We start from the raw sequence: 24656 nt of genomic DNA on the forward strand, positions 1-24656 counted from the left end.
TGCAAAATCTCAGTTTATTTATGCACATAAAAATGGAACCACTTAAGCGTGTGCGGTTCCATTTTTTATTTTCACAATTTGTTGTCAATTTTTAGCAGTTTTACTTTCATAAAGCTTTTTTACAAGGTAACTGTGAAAGTTGTTCCTTTACCGGGAACACTAATCACATCGATATGTCCTTGTAGCTCTCTTACATTTTTATCAACGATTGATAATCCAAGTCCTGTTCCTGTCACTTGTGTTCGGCTTTCATCCACTCGATAGAAACGCTCAAAGATTCTAGACTTTTCAATTTCTGTCAGACCAGGTCCATTATCAGTTACGGTGAAAATAACTTTCTTCTTATCTTTATGGAGACCGACAAATATCTTTCCATGCTCATCGGTGTATTTTATAGCATTTTCAATCAGATTTTCAAAAATACTGTGCACCATTTGACGATTTGTCACTTGGGAAATATTCGAAATTTTTGTCTGGAGGAACAAGTGCTTTTCATCGAGTAACGGTTGAGAGGTGCTTAGAATCTCCTCGACAAGGGCTGTAAGATTAATTTTTTTCTTTTCAATGTGAATGTTTTGTTTGGTCAAAAGCAGAGTATCCTGAACTAAGTCAATCAGGCGAGAACTTTCCTTACTGATAATCTTCGAAAATTCTTGCCGGTCAGCTTCAGGAAGAGAGTTGTCTTTAAGCAACTCAGCAAAGCCTTTGATTGAAGTCAGCGGTGTTTTTAACTCATGACTGACGTTCGCAATAAGTTCATTATGCGCATTAAGAGTACGTTTAAAAGCTGTAATATCAAGTAGAGTAACTAAGAAGCGATTGTCCAAATCAGGAAGCGGTGAAATACGGACTTGATAATAGGCATTTATATTTTCGAAATAGAAATCCTTTTCCTGAGTTGTTGGATTAAGCATCTTATCCACCAAGAAAGTTAAGAAGTCCGCATAAGGACTGAAAATGTCGAGATTGTGTGTGTCTGCAAATTCATTTTTAAAAGCAGCATTTGTTTTACGAATCTTGCCTTTGGCATTGTAAATAAAGATGGGAAACTGGAAGAGCTCAATAAATTCGTAAATATTTTCTTTCTTTTCACTGTGCGACAAAATCTGATTTTGAATATATTCGCCCAAAGAATTGAGAGCAGATGTCACTTTGTCATCATTTTCACTCATCAGATAGCTCTGTGTTAGAGGACTACGTTCAATATTCTTTATTTTAGCAACAATATCCTGTGTAAAGAGATAGTTACGTCTGGCGTGAACAAAAACATAGAAGGCACAAGCAAGATAAACGAGTGTAGCAAAACCTCCCACCATCAGATTAGTGAACCAAGGGGAGGTACGACTATCAACAGCATGGAGATATGCGGTTATTACACCGTCTTTACGTATTGGACTGGTGATTTCGATAGAGTGACGAGTGACGGCTTGTGCATATTCAGCTCCCGCGTCAATCTTTTTAGTTTCCTCATTTCGTGTGCTTGCAGGCCAATACTGGAACTTGCTAGGTAGAGCGGAATCAGGGTGCTCTGAAAGGAATGTTTTAGTCGTTTCAATCGCGTGTAAAACACGGTTTGTATCTGTTTTTAGAATCTGTATGTTGAGAAAAACGAGCAAAGTTACAGTCGCAACAAGATAAATAACTGTCGAAATTACAATGTTTTTAAGCTTTATTTTTTTCATCAGAGAAGTAATACCCAAATCCTCGTTTTGTTTTTATAAATTGATTGTCTAACTTTTTACGAATCTTACTGATCAAAACGTCAATAGTCCGTGTTTCTGCAGCAGAAGATATTCCCCAAAAATGTTGGAGCAATTCTTCACGTGAAACAACATCACCCGAGCGATCAATCAAAAGTTCCAAAATTTCGAATTCACGCTTGGTCAAATCTAAAGGCTTTCCATCAAATATACAAACTTTTTTTGTAAAGTCTAGTTCTAGACGATCGAACTTTACTTTGGATTTTTCCAAAACTTTTTCATTTCCTAAAGTCTGATTATAGTATTGATGACGACGAATGAGCGCATTAGCCCTTACGATTATCTCTTTTAGAGGTGTTGCCTTGTCCAAATATTCATCAGAACCCGAATTGAGTCCTGTCAGTTTCATTTCCTCATCATCTCGTGCGGTGAGGATCAAAATAGGCGTGAAATTCTGTTTTTTACGTAAAATTTCCGTCACCTCAATACCAGAAAGCTCAGGCATCATCAAATCCAGCAAGATAAGGTCGTAATGATTTTTCTTAGCTTTCTCTAAGGCTTGCTTTCCACCGCTGACAGTTGTAACCTCAAAATCATTCTGCCGAAAGTTGTAAGAAAGTAAGGTTAAAATCGAACGATCATCATCCGCAATTAGAATCTTTTTCATTTCTCTATTATAGCATATGTGTAGCATGACAATCATTGATTATTATCTAATTTAAAGTGCAGATACTGTTTTTTTATGAACGCGTAGCTAGCTGTTGTTCATTAGAACTGGAAGTTTGTGTTTGACCGGATAAGTTATATCTGTAAAGAGAGCCTAACATCTATAGAGGTGTACTTATGATTACAGCAAGAATTATGATAGAATTATAAAAGATAGGGAATTTATGTTATGAATAAATTTGAAAATGAATGTTAAAAAACAGACATTTTCTTAGAATGCCAGGAAGTTATGGAAATCGAAAAAACAAACCGTATGAATACGCTTTTTGAGTTTTATGCGACTCTTTTGACAGACAAACAGATGAATTATATTGAACTGTATTATGCAGATAATTACAGTTTGGCTGAGATTGCTGAAGAGTTTGATGTGAGTCGTCAAGCCGTCTATGATAACATTAAACGCACAGAAAAAGTTTTGGAAGGTTATGAAGAAAAACTCCATCTCTTTTCCAACTATGTCGTTCGAAATCAGCTCATTGATAAACTTTTAGAAGAATATGCTTCTGATAAACATTTAACTGGGGTTTTACATGAAATCCAGAAAATTGACGAAGATGAATTTTAAAGAAATACGCAAAGGAGCTTGAAAAATGGATATACGTATTATTATACCGCTTGTTATGTTGATAGTAATCTACTTCGGAGTCTGTTTTTACAGTCTTCTGAAGAGTCCAAAAGTGAAACACCTCCCTAAATGGGGCTGGGCACTAATCTGTATTATTTCTATACCTTTAGGAGGAATAGTTTATTTTACTTTAGGAAGGGATAGACATGAATAAAATCATCGACATTGAAAACCTGACGGTTTCGTTTGGAAATTTTGAGGCTTTAAAAAATGTTACTTGTTCCATTGAGGCTTATCCCGGTATTATTGGTTTGATTGGTCCAAATGGTGCTGGAAAAACAACCTTGATTCATGCTATTTTAGGTCAGCATAAAGCCAGTCAAGGAAAAATAAGGTTAGCTAATCAGGCTTTAGCTTATTGTCCAGACACACCAGAATTTCCTGCCCATCTTACAGCAAAAGAAGTTCTCCAACAAAGCTGTGCTTTACATGAGAAGCCAGAAAATGCAGAACAAATTGAAACAACACTTGAAAAGGTAGGTTTGGTAGATTATCCCAGTAAAAAGGTCGGCGGCTATTCACGTGGGATGAAGCAGCGCTTGGGTATAGCAGTTGCTCTCTTGCTTGATCCGGTACTGATTTTTCTTGATGAACCAACAAGCGCCTTGGATCCTATTGGTCGCATTGAAATTTTACAACTTATTATGGAAGTAGCACAGGAAAAAACCGTAGTTGTTTCAAGTCATCTCCTTGCAGATATAGAGAATATTGCGGACAGACTTCTTGTTTTGAACCATGGTCAATTAATTTTTCAAGGAAAGCTTCATCAATTTATTGAAAACAGTCAGATGGATGATTTTGCAGAGCTCGAAATCAAAAGTGAACAAGTCAAGCAAGAAGTGATGGATATTCTTCAAGTGAATGATATTGAGTTTTATCCTGAAATTACTGGAAAATTGATGGTTAAAAGCGAATACACTGAGAAGCTTTTACAAGTCTTCCCTGATATAGGTGGAAAGATAAGTGTCTATCGGGCAACAAGTAACAGTTTGGAGCTGGCCTTTGAACGGGCTATTATGGGGGTGAAAAATGAAAAGATTAATTTTTCTTGAAACAAAGATATGGTGGCGCAGTGGTCGTCTGGGAATTCTTTTCTTTTTGTTTATCTTTTTCGGTATTACTTCGCCTGTTTTAATTTATTACATGAAGGAATTTTTATCAGCCTTTGGTGGGACAGATGGCACGATTATTCTTATGCCAGATCCTAATTGGAAATCATTAATGGAATCTTATTTTAGTAATACTTCTCAAATTGGCTTGTTTGTTTTAATTTATTTTGTTGCTGATACCTTTAGGATAAAGAAAGAGAGTTCTTTAGGGCTTTATTATTCGACAGTGGCACGAAATTCCTTTATATTACAAGTGCCAAAATTTATTCTTGCTTTTTTTGTGACTGTGTTAAGTAACTTTATGGGTCTTGCTAGTGCAGCCTATGTAACCTGGGTTTTCTTTCCAACTATGGATTTTGGAAGAGTTTTTTCGGCAAGTGTACTTCAAACTTTGGCTTTACTCACTCTGACGGTGTTTGGCAGCGCCCTTGTTGTTTGGACGAGAAAAACTTTTCTGGCGGTTGTCTCTGTACTTGTGCTTGTGGTTCTTAGCTCTATTTTACAGACCTTGAGTGACGTTTCTCAATGGTTGCCATTCAGTCTGCTTTCACCCATTGATGTTTTAAATGCGCCGGATAAGGTAAATTTTGTGACAGTTGCTCTTTGCATTAGCATTATATTTTTATCACTCGTGGCTATCTTAGCACGACCACTGCGCGTGAAATATTAGATGACTTGTGTTATAATAAGTACTTGGAATTCATTCCACCGTAACGGGGGCGTTACGGATTCGACAGGCATTGTCGCGCATGAACTGCAACTGGTGGTGATGTCACCTAAATCCATCGCAGATAAATATAACTGCTAAAAATAACACTTCTTACGCACTCGCTGCCTAAACACCAGCCTGCGTAGCTGATGATCGTTCGCCGATGGCGTTCTGAAGCTCTAAACCTCAGTCGGATACGTTTTTATGGTGGCTTTACATAAAAAAAGAGATTTTAAAGCATCGCAAATTTCTGCTGTTTGAGACTGGCTTTGGAAATTTGTTAAATGAGAGAAAGTCCTATGGTTGTAGACGTTGATGTAGCAAGGTGTCTGGACAGGGGTTCAACTCCCCTCGCCTCCATTATATATATCACTACTTTATTGTAGTTTAAGAAAACCGCTCTATTAAGCGGTTTTTGTTTTTGTACTTTGCTAAATAATGATAACTAAACTGATAACTAATAACTAAAAAAACAAAAAACTAGCTGAAGAAGAGCTAGTTCGAAAATAATATATTCCAGATAATTACGTTAAAGGCTGTTTTTTGTGGTCTTTTTGTCAAGAGTGACAGCAGAATAATCTTCTCTATATTCTTCACCAAAAGCGCTAAAGTATGTAACTTGCCGTTTTATAAAGTCAACTTCATATCTGATAACTCCAGCTTTCCAGGCGGCAGTTAGAAATTCAGAAAAAGTAATTTTCCCTGCTTGATCTGCACGTAATGCTTTGATGAGTGCTGCTTGATCAAATGTTGGGCATGGACCAACACGACATGTTTTTAATAATACCTTCTTGCCTTAAACATTCCGCAAGATAAGGAAAACTATTGACTTTTGGCTGAATCTGATTAGCTCTGAGTATCGCTTTTTGAAGGTTTTTTGAAATCATTTGCATAAGCTCTTTTCTACACCGATATTCATGATGTAATTAAATCATATTTTTAAGAAGAAGTAAATCTATTTAAGAGAAGTTATAGGGAAAGTCGAAATTTTAAGTAACAAAAAGGCATCTACTTAAACGGTGAAGTAGATACCATCACGAGGAATATTCATCCATTGCTATGAGCTCCTTATGCTAATTCTTCCAAGTTGTGCATTGCTTCTTCAATGGTACGACCAAGACCATAAACTTCTGGATTATTGGTCAAAAATACTTTAAAAATATCTTTTGAAGTATCTAGAGATACACTGTACTTGAAATTTTTATTTTTGTTAGTGAATGTCATAATGCATTCTCCTTTCTCTTTATATTGACGAAAGGACACTATAACGAACATAACGAAATTCCATTAACATTGTAGCACATTCTTTTTAAAAGCACAAAAAAACCGTTTTAAAATTTCAGATAAATTCTATGACGTTTACAATTCACTAAAATAAAGTGACAAAATTGTTAGACAGCTTTCAGAAGTTATTGTAGAGAAATCTAGATTAAAACTCATGAGATAATTGGCGTGAAAAATATGAAAGAGTGTCTTAATGCACAGTATGAAAGTTTTTTTAAGGAAATAATTTCGTTTTTGAAAAAATAAAATGTACAATAGAACTATAGATAATAACATCAAAGGGAGGAATTTAAAATGGATAACCATTATAAAAACATCTTGGTTCCAGTTGATGGCTCGGAACAGTCCTATAAAGCGATAGATGAAGCAGTACGTATTGCTCGTATGAATCAGGCAAAATTGCATGTGCTTACAGTAAAAGATCTCAATAAGTATTATGGCGCAGTTCATAAAGGCATTTTAGAAACACCGGGCTTGGACCAACTTGCACAAGATATTCTAGCAAACTGTGCAGATATTATTCGTGAACAAGTTAAATATGAAACTTATGAAGTTGCAGGTAAGCCTAAGCTAAGTATTGTTAATTTCGCTGAGGAAGAAGCGCATAAGATTGACCTCATCGTAATCGGTGCAACGGGCACAGACATGTTTGATCGTTTGCTTGTAGGCTCAACAACGAACTATGTTGTTAATCACGCACCATGTAATGTTATTGTAGTCAAGAAATAGAATTTAGCATGTTTTTCTTCCAATAAAATTTTGATAAAATAGTCAAGCTTCCCGAGGTGGAAGTTTTTTTATAGGTGTACAAAGAGAAAAAAGCTGTGATATAAAAATGGTGTTCAGGGGCGATTATGGCACTTTTTCATAAAAGTAGAAATGAAAACAAAAAGTCTCACATGCATTACTTTGCTGGGCGTTAAGACGAGAAAAAATATTGTAAGCATGCTTGATTTTCAGAATCTCCGTATGGAATATACCGGAAAAGTTTGACTTTTTAATTTTTTATGGTTCAATAGTAATAGGCTAGATTATTGAGCTGATGTATAAATGAAAGAGGATAAACGGATGATTGAAAATATGCTCGATTGGGTGGCAAGTTTGCCGCTTTGGCAAGCAACTTTATTTTTATTTATAGTTGTTTTCTTTAGGGCACAAATGACTTTTGGACTAGGAAAACTCATTCATATGGGAATACTGAAGACAAAATGGGGGAAAAATGCAGAGAAATCAGAGGAAAATCAAGCAGGAATGCGTGCACTCCAAAAATATGGTTGGCCGGTTATTCCTCTAAGTTTCTTAACAGTAGGCTTCCAATCTGTAGTGCAGCTTGGAGCCGGTATGTTGAACTGGAAATGGGGTAAATACACACTTGTGGCTCTTCCAGGCTATCTAATTTGGGGATTTGTCTATGCCGTTGGAGGACTGACACTTTTCCGTTCGATTGCTAATGGTTCTATTGGTTTATTGATTCTTTTTATCATTATTGCATTGTTACTTTGGAGTGCTGGTAGCTTTTTGATTAAAAAACTAAAAACTAATATTTAGTGCCATGTGATTATATATATTTTATTGGCTGTCTTTAATAAATAAAAGAGACAGGGACAAAAGGTCTAAAAAACGCTTAACTAGGTGTAAAAGAATATCCTAATTGAGCGTTTTTGTTTTGCATAAATACAGATAAAGTTTTATTTTTGGTTAAAATTGAAAATTTGGGCCTTGTCAAAGCTATATGTTGTTAATGCATGAGCTGCATCACGTTTGTCTTCAATCACGCTAATATATTCAGCAGCTGCTTGAAAATTTTGGAAATCATTATTGTCTAGTACAAGTGTCTTTTTAGTAGTACTTGACTCACCTAAGACAATATATTCCGTTGCTGCAGCAGTAAAAATTTTCCCGTTTTCATCTGTAGCACTTGCTGCTTTAAGATCAGACGTCCATAGTGCGGGAGTTTTTGAAAGTGATGTTACATGTTTGAAAGTAAAATCATTCCCTTTTTTATTTACATAATTGACTGCGTGAGCAGCTATCAACTTCTCAGCGGAGTTTTTACTCAAAACTAATGTATCTGTTTTGGAGTTATATTTTGCTTTGATATTGATAGAATCTTTGATGGAGGAGTGGTTATTTTCTAGTCCCTTTTCTAAGCTTTTCTTATCTTTGCTGTATAAGATTATGCCGTGGACAGGCTGGTGAAACAAGGCCACGACCTTGTTAACAGCAAAATATCCTCCAAGGATGAATAGAAGTAAGACAGGAATAATCCAGATTTTCTTTTTCGACATGTAAAGCTCCTTTTCTTTAAGTTATCTTTATTTTAACAAGCTTTGCTGCTGGAAAACTTACTCTTCTGTAAGATAAAATAAACCGCACGATTGTGCGGTTTATTTTTGAATTAGATTTTCAATCAGCATAGAGCTTTCTTCAATCGAACGCTTACTGACATCAATAGTTTCAATCCCTAACTGTTCAAAAAGAGTTTCAGCGTAAGCAAGTTCTTCAAGTATACGTTTTTCATCAGAGTACATTGACTTTGTTTTTAAGCCTAAAGTCTGTTCTCTAAAGCTTCGGATATTGCTTAGACTTTCGGATGTACTGGTTAGACCAATAATTTTATGAGGATCAACTTTAAAAAGTTCTTTTGCCACTTCAACTTCAGGAATAATCGGTAGATTTGCAACCTTGTATCCTTTGTTGGCTAAGTACATGCTCAGAGGAGTTTTAGAGGTCCGTGATACTCCCAGAAGGATGATATCGGCATTTAAGAAGCCTTTAGGATCCTTGCCATCGTCATATTTTACAGCAAACTCAATAGCAGATACACGATTAAAATAAGCTTGATTCAGGCGATGAACACTGCCAGATTCTTGAGTGGGATGTTCACCAGATAGATTTTCGATGATTTGTATGAGAGGAGACATGAAGTCCACATAGGGCAAGCTATGCGTTTTGGAAAACTCTTCTACAAAGTCTACTAAAGACTTATCCACGAGAGTAATCGCTACGATAGCCTGTTCTTTTTTCGCATCATTTAATATTTCTAGAAGTGACTCTTTGTCATTTGTAAAAGGATAGAGGTGGACATCTGATAAGTCTACAGTTGGAAATTGAGCCACAACAGCAGAAATGATTTTTTTGGCAGTTTCTCCGACAGAGTCTGTGATTAAATAAATTTTTATACTTTGCATTTTTTCCCCTTTAGTTTTCATCTTGAATCTTATTGCCTGTCTGAATGAAGGCCTTCATAATATGCTTGATTGAAATTTTACCGATTATTTTTTTTGAGCCTTCTTTTTCGACTACGGGTAAGCTGTCGACTTCATAGCGTGAGAGGATATTTCCAGCTTCAAGAAGGGTTTTATCCGGACCGATTGTGTGAATATTTGGCATGCGTGTCATTATGACAGCGACGGGTGTTTTCTCCAGATTGTTTCCAGTAATGGAAAAACGAAGGAGATCTTTACGAGAAAGAAGTCCAGCGAGCTCTCCTTCCTCGTTCTTCACATAGATACTGCCACTATCATATAAAAAAAGGCTTGTGGCGGCATCATAGATAGACATATTCTGCTCAATAATCAAGGGTGACGTCATATAGTCTTCTACTTTTTGGGAATAACAGCTCTCTAAATAAAGAGGATGAATCTTTTGACCGGTATAAAAATAGCCCACCTTTGGCTTTGCATCAAGTAAGCCAGTCATCGTAAGAATAGACAAGTCATTTCTCAATGTTGCACGACTTAAGCCGAGAGTTTGAGCTATTCTTTCACCACTAATGGGTTGTTCTGATTTTACAATATTAATAATTTCAGTTTGTCTTTTTGTGAGTTTCAATACGAGCTCCTTAATAAATAGGACATACTATATATTATAAGAGAATTGTTATAGAAAAGCAATATATGGGGGAATAAAAAAATAGGAACTAAAATCCACAAAAAAAGAATGCGATTACAAAAAAGCTTGACAATATATATGACATACTATATAATGTATTTGTTCGTTAAATAGTATATCACATTTATAGAGGAGACAATTATGTCAATGGGAAAGAAACGCGTTTATGATTTTACTCAGGGATCAAAAGAACAAAAAGATCTCTTGGGCGGAAAAGGAGCGAATCTAGCTGAAATGACCAGCATTGGTTTGCCTGTTCCTCGCGGTTTTACAATCACAACGGAAGCTTGCTTAGAATATCTGAATTCAAAAAATTTGGATGCAGAACTAATTAAAGAAATAGAAACGCATATTGCACGTTTAGAAAAGGAAACGGGAAAGAAATTTGCGGATAATGAAAATCCTCTTCTCGTTTCTGTACGAAGTGGTTCAAAATTTTCAATGCCGGGTATGATGGATACTATTTTGAACTTGGGGCTGAATCATCAAAGTGTTGAAATTCTTGCCCAGAAAACAGGCAATCCAGTGTTTGCTTACGACTGCTATCGCCGTTTAATTCAGATGTTTGGAGATGTTGTCAAAGCTGTAGATAAAAATCTTTTTGAAGAAGCTTTAACGGACTATAAGATGAAACATGGCTATACATCTGATACCGAAATGCAAGCAGTAGACTGGAAACAGATTATTAAGCAGTTTAGTGAAATTTACCTGAAGGAAGTCGGTGAAAAATTTCCGCAAGAGCCAGTAGAACAACTTTATGCAGCAGTAGAAGCAGTCTTTACTTCTTGGAACAATCCGCGAGCAGTCACTTATCGCCGTATTCATGATATTCCAGACACATTGGGGACAGCAGTGAATATTCAGGAAATGGTCTTTGGCAATACAGGATTAAAAAGTGGAACAGGTGTGGCTTTTACACGTAATCCAGCCACTGGAGAAGGAGGCGTCTTTGGAGAGTTTCTGATGAATGCTCAAGGAGAGGACGTTGTTGCAGGAATCCGGACACCGCGACCTATCCAGGAACTGAAGGAGGATAATCCTGATATCTATAGACAATTTGAAAAAATCTGTCAACAACTAGAGGCGCATTATCAAGATATGCAAGATATAGAATTTACTATAGAAGAAGGTAAACTCTTTATTTTACAAACACGAAATGGAAAGCGTACTGCCAAAGCAGCTTTTAAAATTGCGACTCAGTTGGCAGAGGATGGTGTAATAAGTAAGAAAGAAAGTTTGAAGCGTTTAACGCCTTCTATGATTACTCAGCTTTTACATCCAGTATTTGATGAAAAGTCACTTGCACAAAATCAAGCAATTGCAAAAGGTTTGCCAGCCAGTCCTGGTGCAGCCTATGGAAGGGTTTATTTTAATGCTCAAGATGCTCAAAATGCACATGAAGCTGGTCAGAAAGTCGTTCTTCTCAGAACAGAGACTTCTCCAGAAGATATAGAAGGAATGCTTGTGAGCGAAGCCATTGTTACTTCTCGTGGGGGAATGACCTCGCATGCTGCAGTTGTTGCGCGTGGGATGGGAGTTTGTTGTGTTGTTGGGTGTGAAGCACTTAATGTTAATGAGAAGCGAAAACAGGCGCAGTATGGCACTCAAATCATAAAAGAAGGAGATATTGTTTCGGTAGATGGTACAACAGGAAATATCTATCGAGGTGAAATTAAACTTGATAAGGCACAAGATTTAGAAATTCTAGGAAAAGTTCTAAAATGGGCTGCTGAAATAGGCGACATGAAAGTTAGAGCTAATGCAGAAACAGTTGATGATATCAAGACAGCTTTAGATTTTGGAGCAAGTGGGATTGGCTTGGCACGCACAGAGCACATGTTTTTTGGTAAAGAGCGTATCCTTGAAGTGCGTAAAATGTTTCTTTCTGAAGAAGAGATGCAGCGCAAAAAATCCCTTGAAACTTTAAAAGAGTATCAGAAAAAGGATTTCTTAGAAATTTTAAGTCTAACGGAAGGTATGCCGTGCACGATTCGACTTTTAGATCCCCCTCTTCATGAATTTATGCCTAAAACGAAAGAGGAGTTTGAGGAAGTTGCAAAAGCGTGTGGTCAGTCTGTAGATTTTATTATTCAAAGAGGAAAAGAATTAGAAGAATTTAATCCGATGTTGGGACACAGGGGCTGCCGTTTAGCTGTGACGTATCCAGAGATTTATGAGATGCAGGTTGAAGCAATCATTGAAGCGGCATTAGATCTTGCTCAAGCAGGAAAACAAGTGAAACCTGAGATAATGATTCCTTTAATTTCAGAGGAAAGAGAGCTAACTTACCTCAAGGAACTTCTTGAAAGTAAAATTCAAAAGCTTTTTAAGGAAAGCGGGAGAGAGGTTGCTTATAAGATCGGGGCTATGCTTGAAATACCAAGAGCTTGTTTGACAGCTGATAAGTTGGCATCAGCTGCACAGTTCTTTAGCTTTGGTACCAATGACTTGACACAGCTTACTTATGGTTTTTCACGCGATGATTCTGTGAAGTTCCTGCCTGAGTATATCGAAAAAAGGATTTTGCAAGATGATCCTTTCCAACATTTGGATCAGGACGGTGTTGGGGCATTGATGAAGACTGCGATTGGACTTGTGAAACCAGAATATCCTGAAATCAGCTTTGGTGTCTGTGGTGAAGTTGGGGGTGATCCCGAAGCTGTAACTTTCCTCAAAAAAATAGGTTTAGACTATGTTTCCTGCTCACCATATCGTGTGCCAGCTGTACTTTTGACTATTGCACAGAGCAGTACAAAATAAGCAAGTAAAAAGTCTGTGCAAGCAGTAAAATCTAACTGCTCTTAGCCAAGATGACAAACAAAAAACGCTTAGTCTCGCATTTTTATGCATATGATTAAGCGTTTTTTCATTTTTGGAACTTTTCCCAATTTATTTTGACAGCTTATTTTAGGTCCCCCCAGCGGTTCAAAAGAACAGTTCCGATAATGAGAACCAAGATTGCGGAGCATTGTAGAAAAAGGCTCAATTGAGACGTCTCGTGATTTGAAATCAAGAGTCTTACGATAGAAGCTACAGCAATATAGATATATTTTTTTATTGTAGGGTGATCGTTATCAGCCAGGTAATGTATAATTAACTCTAGAAATTCTAAGAAGAGAAAGAAAGTCAATATGCGGTCAATAATATCATAGAAGCTATAATCAACAAAGCCCGTAGAAAATGACAAAAGGAGCAGCCAGATCTCTTTAAACATGAGAAAGGAAATAACGAGTCCGAGTAAACTTAGGCAAACTTTTATAATGACATTAAAAGTCTTTGATAAAAAATTAAATTGAGCCAAATTATAACCTCCGCTTTATTAGTCGTAAAATTTTATAATATTAGTATAGCACAGGAATAAAGCTCTTGAGGGAGATGTTGTCTGAAAAATAAGCGAGCAGCGAGAGTGCGAAAACTTCTGAAGAAAAGATAAGCATTAAGGTAGAAAGTTTATTTTTTCTAGTTGGTGAAAACACTGTCAAGTTTATAGCAAAAAATGATATAATACTATTGTGACATTTGTGTTACGAATTTGAAATACATAGAAAAAGGAGTCCTGTATGGATAATAAGGAAAAAGTACTTCACACATTCAAAAACTCATCAGAAATGTTAGATGCGAAAGCTGTAGCTGAAGCGACTGGAATTGAAAAATCAGAAGTAAGTAAGCATATTGTTAAATTAAAAAAAGAAGGGAAACTTGTTTCTCCTAAACGCTGCTTTTATGAAGCGGCTAAATAAGTGGATGCGTCTTGTTTTAGAATCTGCAAGACTTGCAGAAAGTAATTTGTTTAAGGAAAGAGAAAAACATTATGATCAATCTTTGTAACATGCTCTATGTATCGGATGTACAAAAGCATTCCGAATTTTGGACTAAAATCGGCTTAACTGAGCTCAGACGTCAAGGTTCAGGTCAAGAGGAAACTGTGATTTTCGCTGTGGACTCACAAGCTCCAAGTGCACGCATTCAACTATGGAATATTGAATTTATTCGACAAAATTCGCCTGAGGTGGCTGATATGAAAGGCTCAATGCTTTTTACTGTAGATGATTTAGAAGAATGGCATGCGCGTGTAGCTACTGCCACAGACAAGGTCAGCCCTATCAATAATTTCCAAGGCATGGTTAACTTTAACTTTCAAGATCCAGATGGAAACTACTATGCTTTTGCTGAATCAGAGTTGCCAGAATAAATAAGCGTTAGTAAAGTCTTTCTAAGGAAGGACTTTACTGTTTTTGGTCTCCAAAAAGAGGTCGATACAGAAGTCTCAAAATATAAAAAAATGTTTAATACAGGGAGTTTTAAGATGATTAAAGAAAGTTTGTTGGCGCAACTTGAGGTTTCATGGGCTTTATTGGAATATCACTTGAAGGATTTATCTGCAGCTGAAATGAATTTTGAAGTAACACATCCGAGTTTATCAACCAAGGGTTTTCCAGAGACAGAAGCTTATGATATCGGAATGCCAACCATTGCGTGGACTATGTGGCACATAGATTTTTGGTGGTCAATGGCTCTGGACTATAATTTTGGCAATGGGCGTTTGACTGTGGAGGATATTGACTGGCCGCGAGACGTAGGTACAGCATTTTCAAACTTAGCAGACTTAAAAAGCCAGTGGGTCAAGTGTATATCCGAAATGTCAGAGGAAGAGTTTGCACGTTCCAAAGAGGGACAATGGCCGCTTCAAAATAAGCCTTTTTATGAGGTTGCAGGTTGGTTGAACTTAGAATTAATGAAAAATGCTGCTGAAATTGGAAGTGTCCGCTTTGCCTATGGAGTTAGGAAGGAAAAATAATTCGAGATAGAGCGTTTAGTTACAAGAAAAATTCGAAAGAAAACAGATTTGGAGCACTGGTGAAAATCAGTGTTTTTTTAATGCAGGGAAGGCAGTGGGGAAATCTTGGCAAATGAAAAAGCTTAATGAGAAATATTTGGAGCAGAAGTTATTAATTTTATTCAGAGATACTGTGAGATAATTTTGGAAAATCTATTATGTCAGAAATAACACAAATACATAATGGCGAAGGGAGGTGAAAAATGATAGAATAATAGGGTTGAAACAAAACTATGTAGTGGATGGAATATTTTAAGCAATACGAGGGATGTCAACTGGCTTAGCACTGGCAGCTCTTTGCAAGATAATGGTTTAAAAGAAAAACGGGCTGTGAAAAAAACAATTCCTCGCTTGAAGAAATAAAAACGAAAGGCTGTAACTCTGGTTATAGCAAGGTATAGATATGGGTACAATCCAATGGTTTCCAGGGCACATGTCCAAGGCCCGCCGTCAAGTACAAGAAAACTTGAAATATGTTGACTTTGTTATTGAGCTAGTAGATGCGCGCTTGCCGATAAGCTCACGTAATCCTATGTTGAATAAAATCATTGGCGATAAGCCACGCTTAATCGCGCTGAATAAGGTAGATTTGGCTGATAGAAATGCCGTGAAAGGCTGGGTGGATTTTTTTGAAAAGCAAGGCATTATCGCTTTGTCTATTAATTCGAAAGAAGAACATACAGTAAAACGTTTGACTGCTGCTGCTAAAACACTGATGACTGAAAAGATTGCCCGAAATACTGAACGTGGTATTCAGAACAGTGCATTGCGTACGATGATTGTTGGTATTCCTAATGTCGGGAAGTCAACTTTGATGAATCGCTTGGCAGGGAAAAAGGTCGCTGTTACAGGAAACAAACCAGGGGTAACCAAGGGGCAGCAATGGCTTCGTACCAATAAAGAACTGGAAATTCTTGATACACCAGGGATACTTTGGCCAAAATTTGAAGATGAGCAAGTGGGGCTGAAGCTTGCGTTAACAGGAGCTATTAAAGATCAACTTTTGCCAATGGATGACGTGACCATCTTCGGGTTACAATATTTTTTGGAAAATTATAAAGAAGCAACCATGAAACGGCTCCGAATGAAAGAAGAAGACACGGCTTTGGAAATGCCAGAGTTAATCATGGAGCTCACGAAGCGTTTCGGTTTTCGTGATGATTATGATCGATTTTATCAGATGTTTGTTAAAGATGTTCGGGATGGCAGGATGGGCGAATACTGCTTGGACAAGGTAGATGACTATGCAAACAATTAAAGAAATAAAAGAGCATTTAGCTCATTTAACGTGCATTAGTGATGTAGAGGCTTTTCTTGAAGACCCTCGCGCAGGTGTTAAAGCAGCTGTTAAACGCCGTAAAAAAGAGATTTTGGCAGAACAAGCTGAAGAAGAACGGCTTGAAATGATGCTTAGTTTTGAACGACAAGCCTATGTACAGGGCTTTAATTTAGTCGCCGGAATAGATGAAGTTGGACGGGGACCTCTAGCAGGCCCAGTTGTAGCAGCAGCAGTTGTTCTGCCTAAAAACTGTAAAATCAAGGGACTTAACGACAGCAAGAAAATTCCCAAGTCTAAGCATGAAACCATTTTTAATGAAATTCAAGAAAAAGCCTTAGCCATAGGTATAGGTCTAGTGGATAATAAAACAATTGACCAAGTGAATATCTATCAAGCAACTAAAAAAGCCATGCTACAAGCAGTAGAAAGGTTAGGATTGCAACCTGATTATCTTTTGGTTGATGCAATGGAGTTGGATATTGCTACACCACAACTTAGCATTATTAAAGGAGATGCCAAATCAGCAAGCATTGCGGCAGCAAGTATCGTCGCTAAAGTGACGCGAGATCGTATCATGGAACAGTATGCACAGCAGTACCCACATTATGACTTTGAACATAATGCTGGTTATGGCACAGCTAAACACTTGGCTGGACTTAAAGCCTTCGGTGTTACACCAATACATCGTAAAACTTATGAGCCCGTTAGAACAATGATAAAAAAATAAGCAGGTCATTCTGTAGTGACCTGCTTATTTTGTATAGTATTTATCCATGATTTCTAAGCGCAAGCCATTTATTTCATCCAAAGCGGCAGTTAAACGACTTCTAAGGAAAATACTCTCATCACGAGTGATGATACCATCATAAATAACTTGGGGATAGTCAGTATTTACTTGGAGTATTTTGTTTTTCATTTCTTCTAAATTTTCTGTGGTTACAGGGATATCAAGATTTACTGTACGATCTTTGTAAGAAAAATTTTTCAATGATTCAATATTACGATTAGGTATGAAGGCTGTAGCTCCGTCATCTGAAATTAAGGTAATGGACCGGATACCTACAGATGTCACTTCTCCTTCAATACCTAGGTTTTCAAATCGAATCCAGTCACCAACATTGATTTGATGCTCAACAATAATGAAAAAACCATTGATGATATCAGCTACCAAATCTCGGCCAGCAAAACCAAGTGCAACGCCTAAAATTCCAGCTCCAGCAAGAACATTAGCTACAGGGACACCTAAAAGTGAAAGGATTGTATAGACCCATAGAAAGGCTGTGAGGTAAGTCAAAGCACTTTTACTTAAACGAGCCAAGGTCATAATGCGAGAAGAGTCAGCCCAAGAGCGCTTGCTGTAATTTTTAAAAAGATAGTCGACAATACGGATACTGATTCGATATAAGATAAAGAACAAAAAACTAACTAAAACAACATAAATGAGTTTATCAAGAAGAAGCTGCCCTAAATCTTGAAAGTTAATTCTAAGAGTATTCATTTTATTTCCATTTCTATAATTTTCTTATGACAAACGTATGAATAGCAATCTTGATGGAGTTTGCCCATTTTATAAGTGGTACAAGTTTTCATGGTTTAAAGAACTTTTTTCGTTCTCATAATTTCTCCATGCGTTTGTCGTATAATTTTCTGAATTTACATTGAAATCACATTCAAAATAGCTTATAATTAATAATTATAGCAAATACTAAAAAAATTTTAGGTGATGAACTTTTTAGTAAAACATCTATGGAAAAATAAGGGAGGACAAAATACAATGACAACTAAATTGGATTGGGAAAACTTGGGTTTTGAATATCGAGAACTGCCTTTTCGGTATATATCACACTTTAAGGATGGAAAATGGGATGAGGGGAAACTAACAGGTGATGCAACGCTGCATTTATCAGAAGCTTCGCCTGCACTTCACTATGGTCAGCAAGGCTTTGAAGGACTGAAAGCCTACCGAACAAAGTCAGGGGACATTAATCTCTTTCGCCCTGACCGCAATGCCGAGCGTCTCCAAGCAACAGCGCGACGCTTGCGTATGGCAGAAGTACCTACAGAAAAATTTATTGATGCTGTCAAGCAAGTGGTAAGAGCCAATGAAGAGTTTGTTCCTCCTTACGGAACAGGAGCTACACTCTATATTCGTCCCTTAATAATTGGTGTTGGCGGTCTTGTGGGTGTAAAACCAGCGGACGAATATATTTTTACTGTTTTTGCCGTTCCTGTTGGTTCTTACTTTAAAGGCGGCCTTACTCCGACAAACTTTTTAGTTTCAAGAGATTATGACCGTGCAGCGCCACATGGCACAGGTGCAACCAAGGTTGGTGGGAACTATGCTGCCTCCATCGAGCCAGGACAAAAAGCACATGAAGCAGGCTATTCAGATGTGATTTATCTTGATCCCGCAACACATACTAAAATTGAAGAAGTTGGTGCTGCTAATTTCTTTGGTATCACAAAAAATAATGAATTTATCACCCCTTTGAGCCCCTCTATTTTGCCCTCAATTACAAAATATTCCTTGTTACAACTGGCAGAAGAACGTTTAGGAATGACGGCTATTGAGGGAGATGTCTTTGTTGATCAGCTCGATGATTTTGTTGAGGCGGGAGCGTGTGGGACAGCAGCCGTAATTTCTCCTATTGGTGCTATTGATGACCAAGGGAAACGCCATGTTTTCTATTCAGAAACAGAAGTTGGTCCTGTGACCCAGAAGCTTTATGATGAGTTAGTTGGCATACAGTTTGGTGACAAAGAGGCACCAGAAGGCTGGATTTATAAGGTGGATTAATACTCAATGCCCGTAACTCGCTAAAGCGAGAACGGTCAAACGCAAAGCCCTCTGGGTCTTTGCTAGAGTCTTACTAGACCTCAGCGAAAAAAGATTGTTTTCGCTTTGTCAGGTCGTACTCAATAAGCGTCGCTTGCTAAAGTATGAGCAATCAAGTGCTTCTTTCTATGGGAGGATAGAAGCAGTAAATATTGTAGGCTGTGATATGCTCAATGAACGATTGAAACATACAAAGAACACGACAAATGAGCCTAAATTTGATATAATAAGGAGAAAAATTTCGAAAGCGATTTTATAGCTTTCTTGTAGGAGAGTATTAATGAATTTATTTGTTGCTATTTTACTTATGCTTGTCTTTGCTGTTGCAGGTTTTGCAGGTGGTGCTTGGTTTACACAAAAGCAAACGAAAAAACTCTTGATGGATAACCCACCATTGAATGAAGATGCAGTGCGCATGATGATGGGATCCATGGGACGCAAACCATCAGAAGCACAAGTACAGCAAGTGCTTCGTCAAATTCGTAGTGCAGCAAAACAAGCAGACACTAAGAAAAAGTAAATTTTGGAGGTATTTATGGACAACAGACCTATTGGCTTACTCGACTCAGGAGTTGGAGGTTTGACCGTTGTTCGCGAGATTCTCCGTCAATTACCAAACGAAGAAATTGTCTATATCGGTGATACGCAACGTGCGCCTTATGGGTCACGCTCAAATGAGCAGATTACTGCTTTCACTTGGGATATGGTCAATTTTTTGCTTTCCAAAAATGTAAAAATGATTGTTTTTGCTTGTAACACAGCAACAGCGGTGGCTCTGGATGAAGTCAGAGCAGCTTTGGATATTCCTGTTGTTGGCGTTATTCTTTCTGGTGCTTCAAGTGCAATTCAGAAAACAGTCAATAAGAAAGTAGGCGTAATTGCAACGCAAGCGACAGTTAATTCTGGACAATACCGCAAAGTTATTCAGTTTAAGTCATCCAGCGTTGAAGTTCTCAGTCTGGCGTGTCCAGACTTTGTCCCTTTAGTTGAGTCAAACCAAGTTGATACAGAAACCGCGAAAAACATTGTAGCAGAAACCCTAAGACCAATGGTTGGTAAAGTGGATACTTTGATTTTGGGTTGTACCCACTATCCATTGCTACGCAAGCTTATTCAAAAAGAGATGGGACAGGATGTTCAACTCATCGACAGCGGTTCAGAAACCGTGCGTGATATCACTGTTTTGCTTAACTATTTTGCCCTTAACGGCGAGGAGCGCGACAGTATTAGACATCGTTTCTACACAACGGGTGATGCAGGAGCTTTTCAAGTAATAGCTGATCGGTGGCTAGGTGTAAGAAAGATAAGAGCAGAACATACGGAACTTTCTTCAGAAAGAATATTGCTTATTGCAACACGTAATGATGGAAAAACGAGGGAGTTTAAACGTCTCTTTGAAGAGTTTGGCTATAAAATTAAGAACCTCAAAGATTATCCTGAACTGCCAGATATCAAAGAAACGGGTATGACTTTTGAAGAAAATGCACGTTTGAAGGCGGAGCAAATTGCAGCAATCACTGGTCAAGTCGTAATCGGTGATGATTCGGGTTTGTGTGTCGATGTTCTCGGAGGATTACCAGGAGTTTGGAGCCATCGTTTTGCTGGCCCCAATCCTACGGATGAAGAAAACATTGCAAAACTTCTCCATGAACTCGCATCAACTGCAATTACGCCAGAACGACGTACTGCGCATTTTCATACGACACTAGTCGCTGCTTATCCAGGCCAAGAAAGTTTAGTGGTCGAAGCAGACTGGCAAGGTCGTATTGGCCTTACGCCGCAAGGAGAAAATGGCTTTGGCTACGACCCTATCTTTTTAGTAGGAACATCTGACAAAACAGCTGCCCAGCTTACTGCTGAGGAAAAAAATACAGCATCACATCGTGGTCAGGCTTTGCAAAAACTAATGGCAGAGTTGCCAGAATGGCTGGAGCACATTAAAAAATAAAGCTCTACTTAAGCTAAAAGGAGTCTTCGATGTTTATCGTAATGAGTGATTCACACACTGATCGTGAAATAGTTAAAAGAATCAAAGAAAAGTATGAAGGTACAGCTTCAGCTTTATTTCATTGTGGCGATTCTGAGTTACCGAGCAATGATGAAATATGGAGAGGCATTACCGTAGTCTCAGGAAACTGTGACTATGATGAGGGCTACTCAGAAGTGAAAATGGTGGAGGTTGAAGGAAAGAAAATTCTCATCGCTCACGGACATCAATTCTATGTTGGATTTGGGCTTGAACGTTATTCCTATTTTGCCGAGGAAAAAGGAGCTGACATTGCGCTCTTTGGGCATATACATCAACCTGTGGCACAGATTATAGGAAAGACTTTGTTTATTAACCCAGGCTCTGTCAGTCAGCCGCGTGGGAACATAAATATAAAAATGTATGCTGTTGTTACGATACTTGACAACGGTTATAATGTTTCTTATCGTGATTTGGAGCACAAGGAAATTCCAGATTTACAGTTTACTTTTAATCTGTAGAAAAATAGGTAGGGTAAAAATGATTGATAAAGCTATTGAAAAATATTTCTTAGGGCAGAGTGAAACCTTTATAAAAGCTGCTGATGATGTTGCTGTCTTGTTTGATGAGCACAATGTTTCACATGCAAAACTTTTATTGAGTCAGTACAAATACTCTAGGGTGCCAGTGCTTACTAAAAATAAAGAATATGTTGGAGTTGTAGGTCTTGCAGACATCGTTGAGTTCGAAATGGGAGAAGATTTCTTTTATGAAAAATCAATGAATACACGTATTTCAGAAATTGTCGACACTGGAGTAGAAACAGTTAGCCCATCTGCATCCCTTGAAGAAATTCTACATAAGTTGGTCAAAGAACCTTTCTTACCTGTAGTAAAAAGAACGGAATTTGTTGGCATTATTGCACGTCAAGAAATCTTGAAAGCTATCAATGCTTTTGCCCATGAATTTAGTAAAGACTATGATATTATCAAACGAAATACCTAATTTTTTAGCCAGTAAAAACTTCTCAGAAAATACAAAATCAAATTATCTTTACGATTTGCGGAATTTTGCAGAATTTTTTGAAAAGAAAAGCATTTCCCGGGAGTCGCTCTTACTTTATCGTCAGTCCCTAAAAAAATTGACAGTAGCTGCACAACGTCGTAAAATATCAAGTGCCAATCAGTTTCTGTCTTATTTGTATGAAAAAAATTTGCTGAAAGAATTGCACAAGATTCAGCAAGTGAGTGCAAAAAAGAAAGCAGTAAAACAAAAAGCAGAGCTTAAGAATCTGTCAGCGATTTATCGGCCAGTAACCTCGCCGGGGCACTTTTTAGCTTTCCTCATTCTTGAATTCGGATTGACGTTTGCAGAAATTCAGCAATTGCGTTGGGAAAATTTCAACTGGAAGTTCAAAATTTTAACGGTAGAAAAAGCGGGCTTGAAAAGAGTATTACCTATTCGAGATAAGTTTGCTCTCTACACACAGAGAATTAATAATGCAGATGAGCTTTTTGTCAAGTCGCGTCAGTTTCTCTATCTCGAGCTTAGAAAATATACAGATATGACGGCAAAAGAGTTGCGAGAGCAGTATATTTTGAAGCAAGTTAGAGCAGGGAAAACTGTCTATGAGTTGGCAGAAGCTCTAGGTTTATCTACAACTACAACCTTAGAAAAATACTATAAATGATTGAAGAAATAAAGATAAAAATCAATGATTTTGAAGGTCCTCTCGATTTACTTTTACATCTGGTTGGACAATATAAAGTTGATATTTTTGAAGTGCCTCTGGTTCCGATTATTGAGCAGTATTTAAATTTTTTGAAGACTATGAAGACTTTAGAGCTAGAAATTGCCAGTGAGTATATGGTAATGGCGAGTCAACTTATGCTCATCAAGTCTCGTCGTCTTTTGCCTACGGTTGCAGAAGAGTTCATAGAAGATACTGAACAGCTCGAACAGGATATTTTGGCTCAAATTGATGAATATAGGAAATACAAGGCCTTGTCGCAAGATATTGCACAAATGCATGAAGAACGTAGCCAATTTTACTCCAAAGCAAAAACAGAAATTATTGGTGAAGATGCTGTACTTTTACAAGATTATAGCAGTTTGGATTTGTTTTTGGCTTTTAGCAATGTTTTGGAGCTGCACAAACAATCTTTCACGGATGAAAATACAACGATAGAAGCAGAAAAATTTTCCATCTCTGACAAAATTGTCGAATTATCTGCTCTCTTTTTAAAGAAAAGCTCTTATACCTTTAGCTCACTATTTTCGAAAAAAACATCTAAGGAAGAACTGCTAACTACTTTTATGGCACTTTTGGAGTTAATAAAAACACAACAAATCACGTTCAAACAAGATGAAGTTTTTGGTGAAATTCTATTAGAAAGAGGTCAGGATGGACAAGCTAAATAAAACAGCTGTTTTAGAACTTTTGCTTTTCGTTGCAGGTGAAGAAGGACTTGAGTTGAATCAGCTGTCAGAGCTTTCTGGTATGAGTAAGTTTGCTTGTGAACAACAAATAGAGCGTTTGGTTGAAAAATATCAAACAGATCAAGAATCCGCATTGACGATTATTGAAACGGCTGGAAAATATAAGCTAGCCACAAAAGATATATTCGCTGATATTCTTAAAAACTATGCCAAAACACCACTTAACCAGAGTCTCTCGCGCTCTGCCTTGGAGGTTCTTTCGATTGTTGCTTATAAACAGCCGATTACACGATTAGAGATTGATCAATTGCGCGGTGTGAATTCCAGTGGGGCACTCTCTACTCTACGGGCCTATAACTTAGTAGAAAAGACGGGAACACTTGAGGTTGTCGGTCGTCCAGGTTTGTATGAAACGACAGAATTCTTTTTAGATTATATCGGAATCAATAATCTTTCAGAGTTACCAGAAGTTGATGAAAGTCAGTTTGTGGGAGAGCAGCAGGTATTATTTAATGAAAATGGGGAAATAAATGAGAATCAATAAATTTTTGGCACATGCAGGTGTGGCTAGCAGACGTAAGGCAGAAGAGCTCATCTTATCAGGAAAAGTATCTGTTAATAATGTCACAATGACTAACTTGGCTTATCAAGTAGAGGCAGGAGACAGTGTGGAAGTAAACGGTGTTGCCGTTTATAATGAAGAACCTGTTTATTATATGCTTAATAAGCCACGCGGCTATATTTCTAGTTCAAGTGATGATAAGGGGCGTCAAACAGTTATGGACTTACTTCCTAAAGGAAAAGAACGCATCTATCCTGTCGGTCGTCTGGACTGGGATACGAGCGGTCTCTTGCTCTTAACAAATGATGGAGAATTTACGAACCTGATGACACATCCTCGACACGGTGTTGAAAAGGTTTACATTGCTAAAGTTGAAGGGCAAGCCAATAAAGAAAATCTTCGCCCTTTAACTCTGGGGATGACTATTGATGGGAAAAAAATAAGTCCAGCACGTTATGAAATTATGAGACAAGATAAGGTGAAGAATAGTTCACTGGTTAGTTTGACCATCCATGAAGGACAAAATCATCAAGTTAAAAAAATGTTTGCGGCAGTCGGCTTACCGGTTCAAAAACTAAGCCGCGTCCAATATGGCCCCTTAAATTTAGAGGGACTAGCACCAGGTCGTTACCGTCGTTTAAGTAAAAAAGAAGTTTCTCAACTGATGAATGCAGTTAAACAATAAGTGAT

The 24656-nt window shown here is 37.6% G+C and carries 29 protein-coding genes and 1 other RNA gene; 21 read left to right on the forward strand and 9 right to left on the reverse strand.

What is annotated here, in order from left to right; translation table 11 throughout:
* Positions 1-119: 119 nt before the first annotated feature.
* Positions 120-1700, reverse strand: coding sequence for a sensor histidine kinase (locus ACGHCK_RS01650; RefSeq protein WP_271327949.1), 1581 nt, complete (start codon positions 1698-1700; stop codon positions 120-122).
* Positions 1663-2367: a response regulator transcription factor gene (locus tag ACGHCK_RS01655; RefSeq protein WP_202229399.1), complete on the reverse strand. Its 705-nt coding sequence runs from the start codon at positions 2365-2367 to the stop codon at positions 1663-1665. Before ACGHCK_RS01655 ends, ACGHCK_RS01650 begins: the two co-directional genes overlap by 38 nt.
* A gap of 288 nt (positions 2368-2655) precedes the next feature.
* On the opposite strand from ACGHCK_RS01655, the gene ACGHCK_RS01660 reads away from it, so the two are divergent.
* The 4 genes from ACGHCK_RS01660 to ssrA all read left to right on the forward strand — a co-directional run bounded on the left by ACGHCK_RS01660 (position 2656) and on the right by ssrA (position 5232).
* A complete protein-coding gene (locus ACGHCK_RS01660; protein ID WP_251420509.1) occupies positions 2656-2991 on the forward strand; it encodes a putative DNA-binding protein in 336 nt (111 codons plus the stop codon).
* 206 nt (positions 2992-3197) lie between these two features.
* Positions 3198-4103 (forward strand): ABC transporter ATP-binding protein, encoded by a 906-nt coding sequence (locus ACGHCK_RS01665; RefSeq protein WP_251420511.1) that lies wholly within the window; start codon positions 3198-3200, stop codon positions 4101-4103.
* Positions 4081-4830, forward strand: a complete 750-nt coding sequence (locus ACGHCK_RS01670) for a hypothetical protein (RefSeq protein WP_202229403.1) — start codon at positions 4081-4083, stop codon at positions 4828-4830. Before ACGHCK_RS01665 ends, ACGHCK_RS01670 begins: the two co-directional genes overlap by 23 nt.
* A 45-nt stretch (positions 4831-4875) precedes the next feature.
* Positions 4876-5232: a transfer-messenger RNA gene (ssrA, locus tag ACGHCK_RS01675) on the forward strand.
* Between the two features lie 166 nt (positions 5233-5398).
* On the opposite strand, the gene ACGHCK_RS01680 is transcribed toward ssrA, so the two are convergent.
* Together ACGHCK_RS01680 and ACGHCK_RS01685 are read right to left on the reverse strand one after the other, a co-directional pair.
* Positions 5399-5599 (reverse strand): DUF1398 family protein, encoded by a 201-nt coding sequence (locus ACGHCK_RS01680; RefSeq protein ID WP_394304457.1) that lies wholly within the window; start codon positions 5597-5599, stop codon positions 5399-5401.
* A 338-nt stretch (positions 5600-5937) separates the two neighbouring features.
* A complete protein-coding gene (locus ACGHCK_RS01685) occupies positions 5938-6093 on the reverse strand; it encodes a hypothetical protein (RefSeq protein WP_237459842.1) in 156 nt (51 codons plus the stop codon).
* A 354-nt stretch (positions 6094-6447) separates the two neighbouring features.
* On the opposite strand from ACGHCK_RS01685, the gene ACGHCK_RS01690 reads away from it, so the two are divergent.
* Together ACGHCK_RS01690 and ACGHCK_RS01695 are read left to right on the forward strand one after the other, a co-directional pair.
* Positions 6448-6882: a universal stress protein gene (locus ACGHCK_RS01690; RefSeq protein ID WP_202229406.1), complete on the forward strand. Its 435-nt coding sequence runs from the start codon at positions 6448-6450 to the stop codon at positions 6880-6882.
* A gap of 339 nt (positions 6883-7221) precedes the next feature.
* Entirely contained in the window at positions 7222-7701 is a 480-nt protein-coding gene (locus ACGHCK_RS01695; protein WP_251420516.1) for a VTT domain-containing protein, read from the forward strand.
* A 140-nt stretch (positions 7702-7841) separates the two neighbouring features.
* Here ACGHCK_RS01695 and ACGHCK_RS01700 read toward each other — a convergent pair whose 3' ends face one another.
* From ACGHCK_RS01700 to ACGHCK_RS01710, 3 genes are all read right to left on the reverse strand, one after another.
* Positions 7842-8441 carry a lipoprotein BA_5634 family protein gene (locus ACGHCK_RS01700; protein ID WP_251420528.1) on the reverse strand — a complete coding sequence of 200 codons (600 nt, stop codon included), beginning with the start codon at positions 8439-8441 and terminating at the stop codon, positions 7842-7844.
* A gap of 99 nt (positions 8442-8540) precedes the next feature.
* Positions 8541-9344: a pyruvate, water dikinase regulatory protein gene (locus ACGHCK_RS01705; RefSeq protein ID WP_202229409.1), complete on the reverse strand. Its 804-nt coding sequence runs from the start codon at positions 9342-9344 to the stop codon at positions 8541-8543.
* Positions 9345-9354: 10 nt separating this feature from the next.
* On the reverse strand, positions 9355-9987 hold the full coding sequence (locus ACGHCK_RS01710; protein WP_251420530.1) for a helix-turn-helix transcriptional regulator: 633 nt from the start codon (positions 9985-9987) through the stop codon (positions 9355-9357).
* Between the two features lie 201 nt (positions 9988-10188).
* On the opposite strand from ACGHCK_RS01710, the gene ppdK reads away from it, so the two are divergent.
* Complete coding sequence (gene ppdK / locus ACGHCK_RS01715) at positions 10189-12807, forward strand: pyruvate, phosphate dikinase (RefSeq protein ID WP_251420532.1); 2619 nt, start codon at positions 10189-10191, stop codon at positions 12805-12807.
* Between the two features lie 142 nt (positions 12808-12949).
* On the opposite strand, the gene ACGHCK_RS01720 is transcribed toward ppdK, so the two are convergent.
* The gene (locus ACGHCK_RS01720; RefSeq protein WP_202229412.1) at positions 12950-13348 is read right to left on the reverse strand and encodes a phosphate-starvation-inducible PsiE family protein; all 399 of its coding nucleotides are present in this window, start codon (positions 13346-13348) and stop codon (positions 12950-12952) included.
* A gap of 259 nt (positions 13349-13607) precedes the next feature.
* On the opposite strand from ACGHCK_RS01720, the gene ACGHCK_RS01725 reads away from it, so the two are divergent.
* From ACGHCK_RS01725 to ACGHCK_RS01745, 5 genes are all read left to right on the forward strand, one after another.
* Positions 13608-13787, forward strand: a complete 180-nt coding sequence (locus ACGHCK_RS01725) for a MarR family transcriptional regulator (RefSeq protein WP_251420534.1) — start codon at positions 13608-13610, stop codon at positions 13785-13787.
* 71 nt (positions 13788-13858) lie between these two features.
* Positions 13859-14239, forward strand: a complete 381-nt coding sequence (locus ACGHCK_RS01730; protein WP_202229414.1) for a VOC family protein — start codon at positions 13859-13861, stop codon at positions 14237-14239.
* A 114-nt stretch (positions 14240-14353) separates the two neighbouring features.
* Positions 14354-14845, forward strand: a complete 492-nt coding sequence (locus ACGHCK_RS01735; RefSeq protein ID WP_202229415.1) for a DinB family protein — start codon at positions 14354-14356, stop codon at positions 14843-14845.
* Between the two features lie 442 nt (positions 14846-15287).
* Complete coding sequence (gene ylqF, locus ACGHCK_RS01740) at positions 15288-16142, forward strand: ribosome biogenesis GTPase YlqF (RefSeq protein WP_202229416.1); 855 nt, start codon at positions 15288-15290, stop codon at positions 16140-16142.
* Complete coding sequence (locus ACGHCK_RS01745) at positions 16129-16890, forward strand: ribonuclease HII (protein WP_202229417.1); 762 nt, start codon at positions 16129-16131, stop codon at positions 16888-16890. Before ylqF ends, ACGHCK_RS01745 begins: the two co-directional genes overlap by 14 nt.
* A gap of 24 nt (positions 16891-16914) precedes the next feature.
* Here the strand turns inward: ACGHCK_RS01745 and ACGHCK_RS01750 are convergent, their stop codons facing one another.
* Positions 16915-17661: a mechanosensitive ion channel family protein gene (locus ACGHCK_RS01750; RefSeq protein ID WP_251420538.1), complete on the reverse strand. Its 747-nt coding sequence runs from the start codon at positions 17659-17661 to the stop codon at positions 16915-16917.
* A gap of 276 nt (positions 17662-17937) precedes the next feature.
* On the opposite strand from ACGHCK_RS01750, the gene ACGHCK_RS01755 reads away from it, so the two are divergent.
* The 9 genes from ACGHCK_RS01755 to ACGHCK_RS01795 all read left to right on the forward strand — a co-directional run bounded on the left by ACGHCK_RS01755 (position 17938) and on the right by ACGHCK_RS01795 (position 24651).
* Positions 17938-18960 carry a branched-chain amino acid aminotransferase gene (locus tag ACGHCK_RS01755; RefSeq protein WP_271327948.1) on the forward strand — a complete coding sequence of 341 codons (1023 nt, stop codon included), beginning with the start codon at positions 17938-17940 and terminating at the stop codon, positions 18958-18960.
* Between the two features lie 319 nt (positions 18961-19279).
* Positions 19280-19519: a YneF family protein gene (locus tag ACGHCK_RS01760; protein WP_202229420.1), complete on the forward strand. Its 240-nt coding sequence runs from the start codon at positions 19280-19282 to the stop codon at positions 19517-19519.
* 15 nt (positions 19520-19534) lie between these two features.
* Entirely contained in the window at positions 19535-20947 is a 1413-nt protein-coding gene (gene racE / locus ACGHCK_RS01765; protein WP_271327947.1) for a glutamate racemase, read from the forward strand.
* A gap of 29 nt (positions 20948-20976) precedes the next feature.
* Positions 20977-21486 (forward strand): metallophosphoesterase, encoded by a 510-nt coding sequence (locus ACGHCK_RS01770; protein ID WP_251420541.1) that lies wholly within the window; start codon positions 20977-20979, stop codon positions 21484-21486.
* Positions 21487-21505: 19 nt separating this feature from the next.
* Entirely contained in the window at positions 21506-21970 is a 465-nt protein-coding gene (gene cbpB / locus ACGHCK_RS01775; RefSeq protein ID WP_202229426.1) for a cyclic-di-AMP-binding protein CbpB, read from the forward strand.
* A complete protein-coding gene (gene xerD, locus ACGHCK_RS01780) occupies positions 21945-22655 on the forward strand; it encodes a site-specific tyrosine recombinase XerD (RefSeq protein WP_202229581.1) in 711 nt (236 codons plus the stop codon). The genes cbpB and xerD overlap by 26 nt, the downstream gene beginning before the upstream one ends.
* Positions 22652-23386 (forward strand): segregation/condensation protein A, encoded by a 735-nt coding sequence (locus tag ACGHCK_RS01785; RefSeq protein WP_251420544.1) that lies wholly within the window; start codon positions 22652-22654, stop codon positions 23384-23386. The genes xerD and ACGHCK_RS01785 overlap by 4 nt, the downstream gene beginning before the upstream one ends.
* Positions 23370-23948 (forward strand): SMC-Scp complex subunit ScpB, encoded by a 579-nt coding sequence (gene scpB / locus ACGHCK_RS01790; protein ID WP_202229430.1) that lies wholly within the window; start codon positions 23370-23372, stop codon positions 23946-23948. Before ACGHCK_RS01785 ends, scpB begins: the two co-directional genes overlap by 17 nt.
* Complete coding sequence (locus ACGHCK_RS01795) at positions 23935-24651, forward strand: pseudouridine synthase (RefSeq protein WP_251420545.1); 717 nt, start codon at positions 23935-23937, stop codon at positions 24649-24651. Before scpB ends, ACGHCK_RS01795 begins: the two co-directional genes overlap by 14 nt.
* Positions 24652-24656: the final 5 nt, after the last annotated feature.

It is taken from the genome of Lactococcus muris (genome assembly GCF_042849115.1).
Lineage (GTDB): Bacteria > Bacillota > Bacilli > Lactobacillales > Streptococcaceae > Lactococcus > Lactococcus muris.

Coding starts and splice junctions, on each gene's coding strand:
- ACGHCK_RS01655 (WP_202229399.1), bottom strand. CDS start 2,367: ATGAAAAAGATTCTAATTGCGGATGATGATCGTTCGATTTTAACCTTA.
- ACGHCK_RS01660 (WP_251420509.1), top strand. CDS start 2,656: ATGGAAATCGAAAAAACAAACCGTATGAATACGCTTTTTGAGTTTTAT.
- ACGHCK_RS01665 (WP_251420511.1), top strand. CDS start 3,198: ATGAATAAAATCATCGACATTGAAAACCTGACGGTTTCGTTTGGAAAT.
- ACGHCK_RS01670 (WP_202229403.1), top strand. CDS start 4,081: ATGAAAAGATTAATTTTTCTTGAAACAAAGATATGGTGGCGCAGTGGT.
- ACGHCK_RS01685 (WP_237459842.1), bottom strand. CDS start 6,093: ATGACATTCACTAACAAAAATAAAAATTTCAAGTACAGTGTATCTCTA.
- ACGHCK_RS01690 (WP_202229406.1), top strand. CDS start 6,448: ATGGATAACCATTATAAAAACATCTTGGTTCCAGTTGATGGCTCGGAA.
- ACGHCK_RS01695 (WP_251420516.1), top strand. CDS start 7,222: ATGATTGAAAATATGCTCGATTGGGTGGCAAGTTTGCCGCTTTGGCAA.
- ACGHCK_RS01700 (WP_251420528.1), bottom strand. CDS start 8,441: ATGTCGAAAAAGAAAATCTGGATTATTCCTGTCTTACTTCTATTCATC.
- ACGHCK_RS01705 (WP_202229409.1), bottom strand. CDS start 9,344: ATGCAAAGTATAAAAATTTATTTAATCACAGACTCTGTCGGAGAAACT.
- ppdK (WP_251420532.1), top strand. CDS start 10,189: ATGTCAATGGGAAAGAAACGCGTTTATGATTTTACTCAGGGATCAAAA.
- ACGHCK_RS01725 (WP_251420534.1), top strand. CDS start 13,608: ATGGATAATAAGGAAAAAGTACTTCACACATTCAAAAACTCATCAGAA.
- ACGHCK_RS01730 (WP_202229414.1), top strand. CDS start 13,859: ATGATCAATCTTTGTAACATGCTCTATGTATCGGATGTACAAAAGCAT.
- ACGHCK_RS01735 (WP_202229415.1), top strand. CDS start 14,354: ATGATTAAAGAAAGTTTGTTGGCGCAACTTGAGGTTTCATGGGCTTTA.
- ylqF (WP_202229416.1), top strand. CDS start 15,288: ATGGGTACAATCCAATGGTTTCCAGGGCACATGTCCAAGGCCCGCCGT.
- ACGHCK_RS01745 (WP_202229417.1), top strand. CDS start 16,129: ATGCAAACAATTAAAGAAATAAAAGAGCATTTAGCTCATTTAACGTGC.
- ACGHCK_RS01750 (WP_251420538.1), bottom strand. CDS start 17,661: ATGAATACTCTTAGAATTAACTTTCAAGATTTAGGGCAGCTTCTTCTT.
- ACGHCK_RS01755 (WP_271327948.1), top strand. CDS start 17,938: ATGACAACTAAATTGGATTGGGAAAACTTGGGTTTTGAATATCGAGAA.
- ACGHCK_RS01760 (WP_202229420.1), top strand. CDS start 19,280: ATGAATTTATTTGTTGCTATTTTACTTATGCTTGTCTTTGCTGTTGCA.
- racE (WP_271327947.1), top strand. CDS start 19,535: ATGGACAACAGACCTATTGGCTTACTCGACTCAGGAGTTGGAGGTTTG.
- ACGHCK_RS01770 (WP_251420541.1), top strand. CDS start 20,977: ATGTTTATCGTAATGAGTGATTCACACACTGATCGTGAAATAGTTAAA.
- cbpB (WP_202229426.1), top strand. CDS start 21,506: ATGATTGATAAAGCTATTGAAAAATATTTCTTAGGGCAGAGTGAAACC.
- xerD (WP_202229581.1), top strand. CDS start 21,945: ATGATATTATCAAACGAAATACCTAATTTTTTAGCCAGTAAAAACTTC.
- ACGHCK_RS01785 (WP_251420544.1), top strand. CDS start 22,652: ATGATTGAAGAAATAAAGATAAAAATCAATGATTTTGAAGGTCCTCTC.
- scpB (WP_202229430.1), top strand. CDS start 23,370: ATGGACAAGCTAAATAAAACAGCTGTTTTAGAACTTTTGCTTTTCGTT.
- ACGHCK_RS01795 (WP_251420545.1), top strand. CDS start 23,935: ATGAGAATCAATAAATTTTTGGCACATGCAGGTGTGGCTAGCAGACGT.